The sequence below is a fragment of the Paenibacillus roseus genome, from assembly GCF_016424485.1.
Lineage (GTDB): Bacteria > Bacillota > Bacilli > Paenibacillales > Paenibacillaceae > Paenibacillus_D > Paenibacillus_D roseus.
Genome location: NZ_JAELUP010000077.1, coordinates 85,668 through 102,788, shown reverse-complemented (window position 1 = coordinate 102,788; position 17,121 = coordinate 85,668). Strand labels below are relative to the sequence as shown.

The following is a 17,121-nucleotide window of genomic DNA, read 5'->3' as shown; positions in this document are numbered from 1 at the left end:
GCTTCTCCCGTTGCTCCCGTCGCTCCGGTCAAGCCTGCTTCTCCCGTTGCTCCTGTCGCTCCGGTCACTCCCGCTTCTCCTGTTGCTCCCGTCGCTCCGGTCACTCCCGCTTCTCCTGTTGCTCCCGTCGCTCCGGTCACTCCCGCTTCTCCCGTTGCTCCCGTTGCTCCGGTCAAGCCTGCTTCCCCGGTTGCTCCCGTTGCTCCGGTCACTCCCGCTTCTCCCGTTGCTCCCGTCGCTCCGGTCAAGCCTGCTTCTCCCGTTGCTCCCGTCGCTCCGGTCAAGCCTGCTTCTCCCGTTGCTCCCGTCGCACCAGTCACTCCCGCTTCTCCTGTTGCTCCCGTCGCACCACTTGGACCCGTTGGGGTAAGCAAGGTTTCTATTTTAACATTTGCCGAACCCTGGGTGACATCAATAGACAAGGTATCCGAGGAAAACGTGATGCTCTCACCAAAGCCCAAAACTGCGGTGCCGGAGGTTCCTGCTACATTAAACAGAAAATCCCCTAGCGCAATGCTGCCCGTGGCTCCGGTTGCTCCTGTAACACCTGTTGCACCAGTAGCCCCGGTCAATCCAGCCGCACCCGTAGGACCCGTTGGCCCTCCAAAAGGACCTGTCGGGCCTGTTGGACCTGGTGGGCCGGACAATACCGACGCATTCAAAACACTATCAAGTTTCGATTGCAAAAATAACTGGTTCTTCATCGTGCTGTCCATCGTGTTGCGCACACTTGCATTCACAGCCAATACATCACTTATCGTTGCCGGGGGACTGCTTACACCTGGCAACGTTCCCAGAACATACTGAAGATTTTCTCCACCTGCATTCAAAATATGGCTTAAACCCAATTCTTCCAATGCAATCGAAGAAAGCAATAAATTGATTGCATCATCTCTTGTTACCGTTATATTGGGTGTAATATTAGGAATATTCGCTTGTGACATTCAAATCTACCCCCTATAAAAGAATTTGTTGGTGCATTGATAGATTATGAAGTTTACTTAATAGAAGTTCTAGGATAAATAATTAAATCTAATAAAGTGGTTCCTTTTCCCCAGACAGGCTATCGCAAAAACAGCCCGCAAGAAGAACGCTTGGACAAGCGTTTCTCTTGCGGGCTGTTTCATAATTAAAGGAGCAGGGCAGGACTTAGCCTTTTACACCGGATGCAGAGATGCCCTCAATATATTGACGCTGGAACAGGAAGAAGAAGACGAGAATCGGCAACGTCGTCAGTACAACCCCTGCCATAATCATCGGCGTATTTTCGAAGAACAAGTCTTTTACACTGTTCAAACCGACGACCAGCACATATTTGTCCGGCGAATTCGCCAACGTGCTTGGGACGAGGTAACTGTTCCATGTACCGGAGAAAGCCAGAATCGACATCGTAATCAGCGATGAGTTGGCGAGCGGATATACAATGCGCCAGAACGCCCCCATCTTCGTCAATCCGTCGATGCGCGCAGCTTCAATAAATTCCCCAGGGACAGAGAGGAAGAACTGTCGCATCATAAAAATATACAAGCCCTGATACAAGAATGGAATCGTTAAACCCTTAAACGTATTCAGCCAGCCGAGTTGGGCGACATTGACGTATACTGGAATCAGGATCATATGATAAGGAATCATCATCGTCGCGACTACAATCCAGTACACAACCGCTTTTCCTTTGAAATCAACCTTCGCCAGCGCAAAGCCTGCCATCGGGTTAATGATCAGATTGCCCAAGACGACGATGGAGGTCATAATCAACGTATTGAGGAACCACTGCGGAACATCATACGCTTCATTTGTAAAATAAACGTAATAGTTGGCGAAGCTCCATTGATCTGGCCCCACGAGTGTATTCACATTGCGCATCGAAATAAAGGACGTGTAGATCGTGTATAGAAAGGGCATGGCGAACAGCAACCCGAGCGCAATGATGGCAACGTACAACAGTATTCTCCCGGTAAATTTGCGTTCCTTCATTGTCTCACCCCTTCTCATCCAGTAATTTCTTCTGCAAGAACGTAATTAACATAATAATGATGAAGAATAAAACAACCGCAGCACTACCATAACCAATATTCATATAGCGGATACCGTGCTGATAGAAGTACGTGACCACAGTGCTTGTAGCTCCCGCCGGAGAGCCCAACGCTCCATATCTGGAGATAGCCGCAATCTGATCAAAGATCTGAAAACCGACGATCGTAGTTACCGAAACTATAAAAAACGTAATGGGCTTCAAATACGGCAGTGTAATAAAACGAAACTTGTTCCAACCGGAAGCACCGTCGATTTCGCCCGCTTCATAAAGGTCTTTAGGAACCTCCTGCAGACCGGACAAATATACAATCATGGTAAAACCACTATTTTGAAAAATAAACAACAGGCAGACGAACAGCAGCGCATAACGCGTATCCGCAAACCATGTCACATCGCCAAAACCAAATTTGCCGAAAAAATCAGTCAGGAATGTACCTTTTTTGAAAAGCATCATAAACACAGTCGTAATCGCAATTTGCGAGGTAATATATGGAACGAAAAAGACAGTACGGAATATGCCTTTTCCTTTCAGCTTTTTATTCACCAAAATAGCCAGCGACAGTCCTAGGAAGGTCTGCACTGGAACGGAAATAATGACGATCTCCAATGAATGCCAGACCGCCTCATAAAACAGCTTATCTTGTAAAATATTGATATAGTTTTCAAGACCAATGAACTTTGCCTGGCCAAGTGCGGCGAAGTTCGCGTCCTGGAAGCTCCGGACAAAGGACTGCACGAACGGGTAAAAGAACCACCAACACCATAGTACCAAAAACGGCAGTACAAAAATCCAGCCGAGCGCCTTATCGGAATCAGCAAGCATACGCAGTCGTGAAAAACCTGGTCTGCCGGTGATTCTTCCCTCTTGTTTGCTATATTGGGACATTATGTTCCTCCTGAGGTACTGGAGAAGACAGCCTCGCCCTGCGCATATAAACGCAGAGCGAAGAACGAGGCTGCTTTCAACCTATTTGAACTGCTCTTGAATACTGTCGAGAATTTCCTTCGCTGTCTTGTTAGAGCCTCCCAATACGCGATTCTCCACTTGCTTCACCAATTCGTCAATGAACCGTTTTGTATCTGCCGGGTAACCAAAGTCAGTGCTGTACGCCAAAGCCGGCTCTATATCTTTAAACTCCGGATTTTTCTCAAAATACTGCTTGGAGAGCGAAGCTACTGCTGTGTTATAACCGATGTCCAAAAACTGTGTCTGAACGGTGTCATTCGTCAAGTAATTAGCTGCTTTGAGCGCTGCTTCCTGATTTTTGGAATCTTTCAGTACCACATACGCGTTAGAAATCATTGTGCTGCCTTCTACAGTACCTTTAGGAACTGGAACTGCAGCAAATTTCAAGTCCGGGTTGGCGTCTTTCAGATATGGCTTATACCAATATCCGCCTGTCGTCATTGCACCCTTCTCGTTGCTGAACACTTCGCCATCCCAGCCAAAGCCAAGCGATTTCGGAGTTACAGCAAGCCCATCCTTGAACATATCGATAATGAATTCAAGGGCTTGTACGTTTTCAGGGGAATTGATTGTTTTGCCATTGCCCCAGCCGCCGCCAAAGCTTTTCACATAGTTGGTAATGTGGTAAGCGTCAATGTTGATGATAATCCCGTGCGACTTGTCAGAATTCAGCTTGGTAGCCGCTGCTTTTACGTCATCCCATGTTTTCGGATAATCGCCAAGATTGGCATCTTTCCATAATTTCTCGTTGATCAGGAACATCGCAGGCATTGAGCTTGCAGGAATACCGTATTGCTTGTCATTAACCTTCCAGATATTCAGTGCGGAAGGCGTAAAGCGTCCCAAATCAACGCCCGCTTTCCCAATCAGATCATCCAGTGGCGCAAACAAACCTTTATCGATGTACTCGTATGCACCTTCGTTCGATACTGCGATCAGGTCAGGAGCAACCCCAGCTGCAATCTCGCCGGGCAATGTGTTCCAGAATTGCTCGCTGCTCGGGTACTGCTTGATTTTCAAATCAATTTCAGGATATTCCCCGGAAATTGCTTTTGCTGCGTCTTGATAAATTTTCAAGTCCTGGGCCGTTCCCCAGAAACCCATGTTAACGGTAACCTTTTTAACATTTCCAGTGTCTGTCCCTGGCTTGTTGCCATTGCCGCTCTCATTGTTTTTGCCCCCGCATGCGCTTAATGCTACAGCGATTACAAGCAATACCGTAACAATGAGCGAAAAGCGCTTCTTGCTGCCTGCCATACCTGTCTGCCCCCTTAGAAATGGTTGGTTTTCTTGATGCCTAATCATTTTACCCTACAGTCCCATTTTAAAAACAGACGTGGAACACCTATTCATTTTGTAAAATCACACGATTATCCTATAAGTTATTTTGCATAAAACAGTAAAATATATGTGTAACAACACTTTTTTTTATTTTGTCACACTTGTTTCGGCTTTTCGGGGTTTATGACATAGCTTTTTCCTTTTTCAGTAGCAAACGCAATGATATTTCCGTCCTCCGGTTTTACTAGCCATTTTTTCCCCTCGGAAAACACCGACACTGACGTAGTGCAATAGATGCGGCATGGAAGTCCTGCATGAGAAACAACTTTCAATTCTGTCCATTCTCCGTCTCTCCATGTCAGATTGAGCGTAAATGCCCCCCGAACCCGCACCCCTGCAATTGCTCCTGCAGGAAAGCTCGAAGGCAGCGCCGGAAGCAAATGAATGGCTTTCTGATGGGACTGCACGAGCATTTCCATAATGCCCGCCGTAAATCCGAAGTTGCCGTCCGCCTGAAACGGAGGATGCGCATCGAATAAGTTCGGATAGACGCCGCCCCGCTCATAATTCGTCAAATCTTCCTCGGTGACAAGCTGTAAAAATTGACTAACCATCTTGACCGCCTTGTCCCCATCCAAAAATCTCGCCCACAAGCTGATTTTCCAGGCCAGGCTCCAGCCGGTTCCCTCATCTCCTCGTAGTTCCAGCGATTTCCGCGCAGCGTCGTAAAACTCCGCTTCCCGCTCCGGCGTTAATTGTCGGCCTGGGAAAACACCAAACAAATGCGACACATGGCGGTGATACAGATCCTCGCCGTCCCAATCGGCTTCCCATTCCTGCAATTGTCCGAACCGACCAATCTGCATCGGGTACAGATTATCAAGCACGGTTTCCAGTTGCTTGCGGAATTCCAGATCGCCCCCCAACACATCAAGCGCCTCGATACAGTTCGTGAACAAATCCCAGATCAGAGCCAGATCACTCGTTGTCGCCTTGCTTACCGTACACAACTCTCCGCTCGGAAGACGGAACTTATGTTCGGGCGAAGTGGATGGGGAAGTGATCAGCCTGCCCTGCTCGTCCTCAATCAGCCAATCAAGCACAAAGCGGGCGGCTCCCTTCATCAACGGATAAGCCGTCTGCGCTAAAAAGTCCTCGTCTCTCCCATAGGCATAATGCTCCCATAAATTTTGACACAGCCACACTCCAGCCATTGGCCAGGCCGCCCATACCGGATCGCCATGACCGTAGTTCCCCGCAGGGGCTGTCTGCGCCCATAAATCCGAGTTATGGTGGGCAGTCCATCCTTCACAATCGTAGTGAATTCTCGCCGTTTGCTTCCCGTTGACTTCAAGATGGCTGATGAAATCAAACAATGGTTCATGGCATTCCGACAGATTGCCAGCTTCCGCCAGCCAATAATTCATTTGAGTATTTATATTTAACGTATACCCGCTATGCCAAGGCGGCCGAATGTGACGGTTCCATATGCCCTGCAAATTGGCAGGCTGTGTGCCTCTTCTGGAACTGGCAATCAGCATATAGCGCCCGAATTGAAAGAGCAGCTCGACGAGCGCGGGATCGGAAGCGCCGTATTCGGTAATCCGAAGAGCTGTCGGCATATCCTCTGGAGAAATACGTTCTCCCAAATTCAGCTTGACCCTTCCGAACAGGCCGCCGTAATCTGCCAAATGGCGTTCCAGCAGTTCCTCATCCGATTTAGCAAGCGCCTTCTCGATATAACTGGCATTCAGAGCTTCTTCATCCCGCCCTTCAAGGCCGGGATGCTTGTCAAAACCATTGAAGCTTGTCGCCACACTGAGCAACAAGGTCGCCTCTTCAGCTCCCTCCACATGCAGCCCGTCATGGTCGATGCGCAGCTTTCCTCCCTTAACCCGTGCCGCGACTCTGCCTTCGAAGCGCATTGATGCCGCACGCTCGCTGTACATGACCGGATTGTTCGTATTTAAATATTCCGGGTCAACGTGGGAAGGACACCATCCTTTTAAGAAATAGCCCTCTTCTGTTGCCTCGGTTTTGTAGCGCAGCTGACTGCCCAATTGAACGGTGAAGTTGAGCAACCCTTCCCTGCTGCAACGCAGCTTCGCAACCATCACTTGATCGGGAAATGACGCATAGTACTGCCGTTGATAGGAAACGTCCCCTATTTTATAATTAACGTCAACCGTTCCTGTCTCCAGGTTAAGGCTGCGTTCATAGCCATGAACCACACTTCCGTGGTAAAAACGAATGCTCAGCTTGCCCAGAGGCAAATAGGACTCCGTGTATGGCCCCATCATGTGCTTGCCGGTGTGATGCGCATTGACATAATCCCCCTTGGCCAGATAGCTGCGCATTTCCGGAAGATAGGCAAGCGCATCGGGATTGTTATGATTCGTCGGGTGTCCAGACCATAACGTATCTTCGTTCAGATCAATCCGTTCTTCCTCGACGGTTCCGTACACCATTCCTCCCAGACGGCCGTTGCCAATCGGCAGCGCTTCTGTCCATTTCAAAGCTGGTTTAAGATCATGCAATCGCATTGTGCCTAGTGCCTCCCTGTGATCAAACTATTAACAATCATAGTCGCCTGTAACCGTAAAAAAAATGGCGCAAAGCCCAATTCCTTTCCTCTTATGCACCAATGTACGATTTACCCTGCAGGCTTACCTTTTAGTTTTTTTCAATTTCAATACTTTTTTGTTGAATCTATTTATTCCTTGCGAAATTGCTTTGGGGGAACGCCCGTATACTTTTGAAACACAATGGCAAAGTGGGCCTGGTTGCTGAAACCGACCATTTCTGCGACATCGTATATTTTGTACTGGTAATCCTTTAATAATTCTTTCGCCTTCTCAATCCGAACCTCGTTGATATACTCGAACATGCCTTTGCCAACATCCTGCTTAAACATACGGCTTAAATAATTCGGGCTGAGATGAAATTGCTCTCCAAGCTGCTTTAATGACAAACTTTCATGGTAATGCTCACTTATATACTGAATGATGCTGCGAACCAGTTGGCTGTACTCATTCGTCTTACCGGGGAGAAGCCGCTGAAACAACTGACGATAATAGGTCGAAAGCTCGGCAAAAGTATGGAGTGCTTCAGCTTGCTCCTCACTGTCCTTGCCACTCTCCGCCATCATGAAGTAAAAGCCTTCATAAATTTTCTTGGTTTCCTGTTCTGTCAGACATTCTTCCTTCTCCAGAAGCTGTTCCCAGCGGCCAAGCAGTTGCAGGAACTTGTCCCCGCTTCCTTCGCGCAGCGCACCCTTCATCTGCGATACGGATTGATCCGATTGCTCCACAGCACTCTTATTTTGTTGCTTGCGCCTAATATGCTGGTAATAAAAGAAGTGAGACTCCGGGTGATAAAATTTAAATGATAAAGCTGTCTGCGCTTGCTGATAGCCATTTTGAATCCCGTCAAAGTCGGTAAACCAATCACTAATGCCAAATACAAGCTCAATATTCACAAAACGCTTCAAAGTTGAATTTACCATTTGCAGAACGCTATTAACACGGGTCAGTGAAGCCAGCAGGCTCTTCAGATTGCTGTTGCTGATGAAAATAACGCCTCTCTGCTCGTCAAGCTGCAAATACTCCAGCTCCTTCTCCTTCGAAAACAGTTCGCTGATCATGTTTTTAATGGTATTGCCAAGTACCGACTCCGTATGCTCCGTATACCGTTTAATAACAGTTTCATAATCTTTGACCGCAAACAGCACGACGTACAGATTTCCTTGTCTCAGCGAAGTATCTGCAAGATGGCTGGAATTGCCGTGCAAGGCGTTATGCAGGGACTGATCCTTGAGCGTTGCGCCCTTGGGGACGATGATATTGCTCTGATCGCTTGCTGCTGACTGTTTTCCGATCGATCCGAGAATCGCGCTTAGCTCACGTTCGTTAATATCCGGTTTATGGCAGTAATCATACGCTCCCAGCCGGAGTGCTTCTTTTACATATGAAATATCATCAAAGCTGCTCAGCACGATAACCTTCGTTGCAATATTGCGCTGCTTGAGCTCCCTGAGCACTTCAATACCATCCAGCTTGGGCATTTTGATGTCCAACAGCACAACGTCAGGCCGATCTGTCATAATTTTATGGAGCGCTTCCTCTCCGTCCTCCGCTTCCTCCACAGCAAGAATGCCTTGTTCTTCCCAGTTAATAGCCGATTTGATTCCGATGCGAACGAGAGGCTCGTCATCTACGATCAAAACTTTCATTTCAGCTCATCCTTTCCTTCATCTTCAATTACAGGAATGCGAATGATTGCTGTTGTTCCTCCCGTAGAAGCATCGACCAGCCATAACCCGTAGCCTTGCCCGAAATGAAGGGCAATTCGCTCACGTACATTTTGAATGCCAATCGAGTTCAGCGGGTCCCGCACTCCTTTATGCTGTTCTTCCTGATTGTCGTATGCAAGACCCTTCCCGTTATCGGTAACTTCCATCATGATTCCGTCCCGGTCCTTGTACATTTCAATTTTAAGCTGTCCCTTATAGGCAATGCCGTCAAACCCGTGAAATACCGCATTTTCCACAAGCGGCTGCAGCAAAAACTTCAATGTCCTGTAATGAACCAGCGACGGGTCAACCGAATAGTCGACTTCGAATTTGCCCATATAGCGATAGTCCAGTATTTTGGTATAGTTCTGGATAAATTCCAGTTCTTCCCCAATCGCCGTATACGTCCCTTGCGCCTTCGCCGTAAACTTGATGACCGAGGTAAATGCCCCAAGCGCTTCCTCAATACCGGCGGCGCCTTGAATTTTGGCCATCCACTTGATGACGTTCAGCGTGTTGTAGATAAAATGCGGTTGAATCTGCGACTGGAGCGCCAGCATTTCCAATTCGCGTTTTTCATTCTCCTCACGGTATATGCGTTCGATCAGCTCGCGAATATTGCGCAGCATGTTATCTACCGTATTGCTGATGATTCCGATCTCGCCATACTGCGGTTCAAACTGCACATCCAGCTTGCCTTGCGACACCAGCTTCATTTTTCTTTTTAACACGGCGAGCGGTTTCATGATCGTATGGGATACCCGTGTTGCAATCATGACCGACAAAATCAGCAGCACAATCAGGCTGACAGCCAATACAATCGCCATCTGATAGGCAACGGAGAACAATTCGCGCTTCGGAATAACCGTAACGGCCGTCCATCCTGTCAGCGGCGACAGTGAGGATAGTATATACTGATCCGAATTGCCCCAATACGTCTGACTTTGATGCGAGGCTGACTTATCAAGAAAATCCTTGTCCAGCACCGTCGAAGCCATCTGTCCGATTTGCTCATGCTGCTGTCCGTAAATGATGCGCCCTTTTTCATCGATCAGATAAAAAGATGTATTCTCCGTCAATGCGCTGTCGTTCCAGAACGTTCTCAGCTTGTCCACCGAAATGTTAAGCAAAATAAACCCCAAGTTCTGCTTCGAATAAGGGTCCATAATCGCACGTCCGATCGACACAACCGGCACCCCCTGACGGGAGAGCAGATAATCATTATGAATGCCGACTGCGACATATTGCCCGTCCATCGCCTGAATCTCCTGCACAAACCCCTCCTGCAAAAATTGCTGCTGGGCATAATCGGAATTGATATACTCACTGCTGCTTCTGCCAAAGACAAGATGATTATTGGCTTGAAAAATAGTCACGGAATCAATCGTCTCCGAATACAGCATAATCCCGTTGCGAATGAGGTTGTTGACCTTATCGTAATCCCGTCCCCGCTCCAACAGCGGATATTGCAGCTTGTTATAGTCCTTCTGCATAATTTGATAAACGGTCGGCTCTTGAATAGGAAGCATAGATAGCCGCAATAGCGGCTGAATGGACGTATCGATATTAGAAAGTATTTGTTTGTTCGTTTCCACTGCCGCGCCGAGCATCGTATCCCGGTTATTCTCAACATATACCCAGGAGAGAACGCCTCCAATCAATAGCAGCGGAACAACTACAAATACAGAGAAAGCCAAAATCAGCTTGTTAACCAGGCTCAAGTGGAGCAGCGGTTCCTTCCACCTCTTCATCCTTCTCCCCCTTAAAGTATTCACTTTGTCATTCATCATACTCTGCTGCTGTAAGATGAGCAAGCCCCGTTTGTTTCCTGAGTAAAACCGGGAAGGAGAGAATGCTAGGCGTCAAAATAGAAAAACACCACTTCGTTTGGTAAAGTGAGAGTGACGGCAGTCACTCACAAACAGAAGAGGTGTCACCTTTTAGGATAGATCATCAACACGACCTAAATCAATTTCCAAACGAATTAAAAACCGGCTTTCAAGAATTGAACGTGATGATTTCAGTCATTTGTCCTTGCCTTGGTGAATTTTTTTCATAATAGAAATCAGGTTGATAAATAAAATAACAGCAATAATTGGAAGTGAAAAGAAAATAATACCGCTCAATCTTTATACCCCCTTCAAAATCCGCCAATGCGAGCCAGGTGACAATAAATCTGCGATCCAGCTGATATGGTCCCATCAAATCGTTTCATTCGAGACTACATGACCTACTATAACTCAATTCGGATTCAAACAGAACTAAATAGCCAGTCACCGAAAGATTTCCGGCGACTGGCTGCATAAGCTTGTAAAGTGTTTTGATCCCTGTCTTGCCAACGAAGATCAGTTCCAAACTGAGTTATTACCAGTTGTTACCTGATACTCTGTTCACTGTGAAGCCTGGGCTCTTATCCTCCCCGTAGATTGCGCGAATGCCAGGATTATTGATTTTGACATTCTTGAAGCTTGCTTGACCGAGAGCTGGTCCTTGCCCATCCTCTGCCTTTGCAACAAGCTTGATGCCATAGCGGCCTGGATTGTTGATGTTGACATTTTCAATCCGAACATTTTGCATCGGCAGGTTTTCAGGCGATTTCGTCTGGAACATCAAGCCAAAGTAGACCGAATTGTTGATATCAATGTTTTTGACCAGAATATTCTTGAACGTTCTGTCTCCACCAAAGAACCAGATTGCTCCAAAGTTCTGGTACTCGTTGATTTTGTCATCCGCGCCCACGCTGGTCCAGAAGTCGCCTCCTGTCCGGTCCAAGGTCACGCCATCAAAGACGGTATCCTTGTCGCCGAAGCCCAAAGTGTTGTAGCCGAAGCTCAAGCTGCTGATTGTAATGCCCGGATAAGTCAGCGTATCCGCCCCGTACAGGTTCTGGAACAGGTTATCTGAACCGCCATATACTGCGAATGCAGCCGCGCGTCTTACGTTGGTCGCTGTCAGATTGGTGTACTTGTTCCCTACATTATAGGAGCCGCCAGAGTCAATCGCGCTGAACAGGGCAAATGCATCGTCCCCAGCTCCCCGGGAATAGTTGTTGTCGATTACATTATAGGAAGATCCGTTGGTCATGTTAATACCGTCTGCAAAAACATTTTTGATCCGGTTATTCTTGAAGGTATTATACGATGAGTTAACTCCCCAATACAGGCAGACGAAATGCTCGACCCATGTATTCTGGATGGTTACGTTCTGCATGCCGTTGCCATCGATAAATTTACCCGGACCGTCAACCCGGTATATATAGTTGCCCCACGCGGACAAGTCACGAATCGTAGAGCCGTTCGCGGTAGAGCCGATATTAAAGCCTACATCGGTATTCGTTTGATTCTGAGGGGCGACCAGCTTGGTATGCCAAGGACCAGCGCCGACAATTTCTGTCGCTCTGCCGTACAAGAAAATCTTGTTGCTGAGCGACCATTCACCCGCTGGAATGAAAATTCCTTTCTTCGTATTGTCCTGTCTAAACTCATTCAGGGCCTGCTCAATGGACTTGCTGGCAGAGACTTGAACATATTTGCTTGGATCAGGATTGGAAGCCGGCGGAGCGACATTTTCCGTTTCAAGCATATCTACATAAATCCATGGTACGTCCCCGGCATCCTTCTGGATTTTGATTTTTGTTCCCGCCGGGAATACTTCATTCAGCAGCAACTGGGAGTCTTCATAGAGCCAGTAAGCAGTCAATCCTGCCCCAGGCTGGTTGTCATAGCCCAGACGGCCCAACGTGCTTGGTGTTGCATATACATGAGAGAATTTGGAGGTCACATTGAAGGTGCCTTTTTTCACATCATTGGCATAAATGCTGACTGTCCCGGATGAATTCTCGGCGACCGAGCTGCGAAGCACAAAGGCATTGGCAGGGGAAGTCAGTGTAAACTCAACATATTTCCCTGTTCCATCCAGATAGACGGCAGAGCGTCCAGATGCCTCGCCTGCATAATCGCCAGGTTTGAAGTTCGGAGCAAGAACCGTTCCGTTCGTCCTGTTAGCAGACGATTCTGCCTCAATAATAGTAAACGGCACGTTAGCTCCGCGGCCAATATACAGCCCGCTTGTGTTGGTATTGTTGCCGCGTTTTGCCTCAATTTCATTCCCGTCGGCAGTAACAGTCGTCGTTACGTTGTAGCTGCCGTTTGCTGCAGTCCAGGTGCCGAGTGCAACATTGGTGGACCCTCCAGCTTGAATGACGCCCGAGTAGGAGCCGTTCAAAGTACGAACTGTATTCCCTTCGCTGTTTTTCAGCACAAGCGTAACCGCATGCGGGCCGCTGGTTGTGGCAGTATTGCCCTGGTTTTTGAGTGTTACCGTAAAGTTAACGGTATCACCCGCGCCAGGAGTGCTCGGCGCCCAGGCGGCAGTCGGTACCAGATCAGAGCTGGCAACTTCGCTTACAACAAGCGAAGTCGGATTGGTGTAGCTGTTGTTATTGTAATCCAGTTCCACAATAGATCGGTCTTCGTTCACCTTGGCGCTGACGGAATAAGAAGCGGCAACCTTAGCGCCAATGTTAAGGGATACATTAGCGGTAGCGCCTTGAGTCAGCGCTCCGACAGGAGCTGAACCTGCCAGTGTGTTATTTAAGTAGAAATTTACAGTTGAAGCAGGAGCAGATGCTGTCCCGTTGTTTTTGACTGTAGCAGTCAAGGTAATTTGCGCAGTTTCATTTGGTGTAGCTGGCGACCAGGTTAGTCCAGTCACTGTCAAATCCGGATTAGGAGCAGGCGTTCCAAAAATTTGGAATTCCGCTACCTGGCCAGCCGGAGCACCGGAATTGCTGGTGAATGCAAGACGAACTTCCGCTGCCGTTGCAGTAACCGGAATGGTCACCGAGTTGCCTGTTGCAGGATTGAATGTATAGGTCTGAGCGGATACCAGATTAGTGAAGCTGGAGGCATTCTGGTCGCGACCAAGCACCTGAATGGTCTGGGTGCGTGTCGACCATGATGCAGATGGGTTGAGCTTCAGCACAATGGAGGTAATGCTCGCATTTCCACCCAGATTAACGGTCAGATTGTTCGGGTAAGCGTTGCCAGCTCCCTCCCAATACGTATCCGTGCTGCCATCGTTCGCATTAGCAGCAACGAAGGTATGAACGGTTGAAGACGCAGTAATTGGTTTGTTCAAGGCAAGATTCGAACTGCTAACGTTTTCTCCTGTGCGAGTAACCGTGTTGCTGCGAGGAGAAGCGCTGCCCGCTGCATCCTTCGCAATCACGTAATACGTTACAGTAGCCGTGGACGGCTGAGTATCCGTATAGGTAAGCGTGGAGCCGTTCACGCTGCCGCGCAGTTGCTCATTCGCATAAATTTCATAGCTTTGCACACCAGTGCTGCCTGTAGAGGCCGTCCACGTTAATTTAATGGACCCTGACGACGGCTCCGTATAGGCCAGATTGCCTGGCGCAGTCAGCGGCGAGCTGACAGACCCCTGTTGGAAATTGATCCAATTGAGATTAAAACCGCTTCCGCTCGCATAAACACGCAACGTCTGCTGACCTTGGCTCAGTTGTACCGTCGCGCTGACGGTCTGCCAGGATTGCCAGCCGCCGGTGTTCGGTACGGAAGTTGTGGCCAGTGTTGTCTGCCCGGAACGGAGCTGGATGCCTCCTGAGCTGGAAGTGCTGGCTACACGGTACTCAACCGTATAGGTGCCGGCCTGCGCCACATCTACATAATAGTCCAGCCAATCGCCCGTATCGATCCAGCCAACATTCAGTCCGCCGCCGACATCGGAAGTTTGTTCGGTCTGCACGCCAGACATAGCATCCCAATTTTCAGCTTCGATTTTGCCAGGAATCGGCTTGGCGGTTGACGCTGAAGCCCCATAAATCTCTAATTCGGACAATTGGGCTGCAGACCATCCGGAATTGGCGGTAATATTGACTCTTAAGTATGAAGTGTTTGTAGCCGGGAAACTAATCGTAACTGTATTTCCCGTATTGGGATTAAAGGTGTAAGCGGCAGAATTCACGATTGTGTTGAAATTCGTTCCGTTGCTGCTGCCCTGAATGGATAAAGTTTGCGTTCTTGTCTCCCAGTTGGACGGAAGTTTTAGGACAACGCTTTCAACATTGACTGCATTGCCCAGATTTACTTGAATCCATTGTGGGAATACACCGTTAGTGCTTTCCCAGTATGTGCCTTGATTCTGATCAACAACATTACCAGGTGCCAAAGCATTCTGTTGACTGCTGGCGGTCGCACTCTTGCCGATCGCAAGGTTCGGGCCTGCTGCTGCCGCCGTTTTGATCGTCGGCCCGATACTGGACAAGAAGGTCGAGAGAACAAAGGTTGCTACCAACGACCACACGAAAAACTTGTTTCGCATCTTAATCCTTCCTCCTAACCTGTAATAAAAGATGAATTGCAAAAACATGACGCACATCACGACAACGATAACATTCTTGCTGAGACTGGCCTTTCTTCTGGTCTGCAAATCTGTTTTGTTTCACTTTGTCAGCTCGTCTGATAGCGTTTTCAAATTAGGGCTGCCTGCCGCCCTTTATTCCCCCCCTTCATAGAAACAAATTTTTCCTGATACTATTTCATTCTAATTCTATCCCTTGGTAATTTAGAGGTGTAATTCAACACAGGTTATGTCAAATTTTATGGAAATGGAAAAATGATTCGCTTACCCTGATAAAAAACCCACCGTACAGGTCGGGCCTGCGGTGGGTTAACGGGTTAACAGTCTGATGTGGCACAGCTGGTTTTTAGCGCTTGTTTTTGCGCGATTTCTTAGGAGAGGCAGCCGCGGTCAACTCCCGCTCCAGTTCATCGGTAAAATCACGCTTCTGCTCTTCCGTATAAGCCAATGCTTCCGCCATGAAGCGGATTACAGGTTCGGCCCAGCGCCTTGCCCAATCGATGTCGAAGAACACGGAGCCAGTTCTCCTGATGAAGAAATCAACTGGCTTGACGGCCAGTTCTTCCTCAATCGCATACAACAACTCAGCATGAAGTTCCAGCGGAAGACCATGAGAATTTTCTTCTATCGTTGGAATCCGACTATATACGGCTGTCACATTCGAACCATACCGGCGAGCGAGTTGCTCCGCCGCTTCCGGAGACAAGCCAAGATCCGCGCCTATTCCCGCCATCTTCTTCACGAACGACGGGAACTGTCGTGAACCGCCCACATCGCCGCCCGATATCGGCAACGTCTTCGTGCTGCATGGCTCGAACGGTCCGCGGCCATTGTTCAGAAGCCTGCTAGCAAGCAGATTGGTCACCGTCTCCGCCATTTTGCGATAACCAGTCAATTTGCCCCCAGCTATCGTAATCATTCCCGAAGGAGAGACGAAAATCTCATCTTTGCGGGACACTTCGGACGGCGACTTGCCCGCTTCATAGATCAACGGACGCAAGCCGGCCCAACTGGACTCGATATCCGCTTCGGTCAGCTTCAAGTCGGGGAACATGCCATTGGCAGCCGCCAGTACATAGTTCCGATCCTCTGCAGTAACGAGGGGATGGGCTGTATCCCCGCTGTAGTCGGTATCCGTTGTACCGATATACGTTTTGCCGTCTCGGGGAATTGCGAATACCATCCGGCCATCCGGCGTATCGAAATAGATCGACTGGTGAAGGGGAAACCGGGCCTCGTCGAAGACGAGATGCACGCCTTTCGTTAGCCGCAATGTCTTCCCTTTTCTGGAGCCGTCCAGCTCTCGGAGGGTATCCACCCATGGCCCCGTGGCATTGACTACCTCGCGTGCCTTAATCCGGTACGTTCCACCGCCGAGCACATCTTTAGCGACAACTCCTGCGAGCTTGCCGTCTTCATAGAGAAGCTCCTCCGCCTTCACATAGTTAAGGAGTTGTCCCCCTGCCTCAATTGCTTTCTTCATGACCTCGATCGTCAGACGCGCATCGTCCGTCCGGTATTCCACGTAATAGCCGCCGCCCTTCAGGCCATCTCGCCGCAGCAGCGGTTCCTTGTTTAACGTCTCTTCCCTGCTGAGCATTTTGCGGCGTTCTTCACGTTTGACGCCAGCGAGAAAATCGTATACACGCAGGCCGATCGAAGTTGTGAACGCCCCGAATGTCCCTCCTTTATAAAAGGGCAGCAGCATCCATTCCGGTGTTGTCACGTGCGGACCGTTCTCATATACGATTGCTCGCTCTTTCCCGACATCCGCCACCATTTTCAGTTCGAACTGCTTCAGATACCTTAGCCCGCCATGCACCAGCTTCGTCGAACGGCTCGATGTTCCAGCCGCGAAATCCTGCATTTCGATCAGCGCGGTCTTCATTCCACGTTTCTGGGCATCCAGCGCAATGCCGGCTCCCGTAATTCCGCCGCCGATGATCAGTACATCAAACTCGTTTTTTTCCATTTCAGCAAGCTGTCTGCTCCGATTCCCGCCAAAAATTCTGTTCATCTGCAATCCCTCTTTTTTAAAAGATTATGAAAGATGTGACAAGCGTAAACGGCTTTTGCCGTCCTTTGACGAATAAAAGTTTAAACAAAAACGAACCATGCACAATCCCGTTGCTTGGCCGCAACGGGAACGCTCATGGTTCTCCTGATC

General features: G+C 48.7%; 9 protein-coding genes. All 9 read right to left on the bottom strand.

The window, feature by feature from the left end; translation table 11 throughout:
- Window positions 1–944 (bottom strand): alpha-helical endospore appendage domain-containing protein (locus JFN88_RS15030; protein ID WP_500048323.1); only part of this gene is annotated, 944 nt, incomplete at its 3' end.
- Window positions 945–1,149: 205 nt separating this feature from the next.
- Window positions 1,150–1,974, bottom strand: coding sequence for a carbohydrate ABC transporter permease (locus JFN88_RS15025; protein ID WP_199020089.1), 825 nt, complete (start codon window positions 1,972–1,974; stop codon window positions 1,150–1,152).
- A gap of 4 nt (window positions 1,975–1,978) precedes the next feature.
- Window positions 1,979–2,920 (bottom strand): carbohydrate ABC transporter permease, encoded by a 942-nt coding sequence (locus tag JFN88_RS15020; protein ID WP_199020088.1) that lies wholly within the window; start codon window positions 2,918–2,920, stop codon window positions 1,979–1,981.
- Window positions 2,921–3,001: 81 nt separating this feature from the next.
- Entirely contained in the window at window positions 3,002–4,258 is a 1,257-nt protein-coding gene (locus JFN88_RS15015) for an ABC transporter substrate-binding protein (protein WP_199020087.1), read from the bottom strand.
- A 179-nt stretch (window positions 4,259–4,437) separates the two neighbouring features.
- Window positions 4,438–6,825 carry a glycoside hydrolase family 95 protein gene (locus JFN88_RS15010; RefSeq protein WP_199020086.1) on the bottom strand — a complete coding sequence of 796 codons (2,388 nt, stop codon included), beginning with the start codon at window positions 6,823–6,825 and terminating at the stop codon, window positions 4,438–4,440.
- A gap of 170 nt (window positions 6,826–6,995) precedes the next feature.
- Window positions 6,996–8,513 (bottom strand): response regulator transcription factor, encoded by a 1,518-nt coding sequence (locus JFN88_RS15005; protein ID WP_199020085.1) that lies wholly within the window; start codon window positions 8,511–8,513, stop codon window positions 6,996–6,998.
- Complete coding sequence (locus JFN88_RS15000) at window positions 8,510–10,324, bottom strand: sensor histidine kinase (protein ID WP_199020084.1); 1,815 nt, start codon at window positions 10,322–10,324, stop codon at window positions 8,510–8,512. Before JFN88_RS15000 ends, JFN88_RS15005 begins: the two co-directional genes overlap by 4 nt.
- A gap of 613 nt (window positions 10,325–10,937) precedes the next feature.
- Window positions 10,938–14,915, bottom strand: coding sequence for a carbohydrate-binding protein (locus tag JFN88_RS14995; RefSeq protein ID WP_199020083.1), 3,978 nt, complete (start codon window positions 14,913–14,915; stop codon window positions 10,938–10,940).
- Window positions 14,916–15,300: 385 nt separating this feature from the next.
- Complete coding sequence (locus tag JFN88_RS14990) at window positions 15,301–16,971, bottom strand: glycerol-3-phosphate dehydrogenase/oxidase (RefSeq protein ID WP_199020082.1); 1,671 nt, start codon at window positions 16,969–16,971, stop codon at window positions 15,301–15,303.
- Window positions 16,972–17,121 lie beyond the last annotated feature (150 nt).

Coding starts and splice junctions, on each gene's coding strand:
- JFN88_RS15000 (WP_199020084.1), bottom strand. CDS start 10,324: ATGAAGAGGTGGAAGGAACCGCTGCTCCACTTGAGCCTGGTTAACAAG.
- JFN88_RS15020 (WP_199020088.1), bottom strand. CDS start 2,920: ATGTCCCAATATAGCAAACAAGAGGGAAGAATCACCGGCAGACCAGGT.
- JFN88_RS14990 (WP_199020082.1), bottom strand. CDS start 16,971: ATGAACAGAATTTTTGGCGGGAATCGGAGCAGACAGCTTGCTGAAATG.
- JFN88_RS15010 (WP_199020086.1), bottom strand. CDS start 6,825: ATGCGATTGCATGATCTTAAACCAGCTTTGAAATGGACAGAAGCGCTG.
- JFN88_RS15015 (WP_199020087.1), bottom strand. CDS start 4,258: ATGGCAGGCAGCAAGAAGCGCTTTTCGCTCATTGTTACGGTATTGCTT.
- JFN88_RS15005 (WP_199020085.1), bottom strand. CDS start 8,513: ATGAAAGTTTTGATCGTAGATGACGAGCCTCTCGTTCGCATCGGAATC.
- JFN88_RS14995 (WP_199020083.1), bottom strand. CDS start 14,915: ATGCGAAACAAGTTTTTCGTGTGGTCGTTGGTAGCAACCTTTGTTCTC.
- JFN88_RS15025 (WP_199020089.1), bottom strand. CDS start 1,974: ATGAAGGAACGCAAATTTACCGGGAGAATACTGTTGTACGTTGCCATC.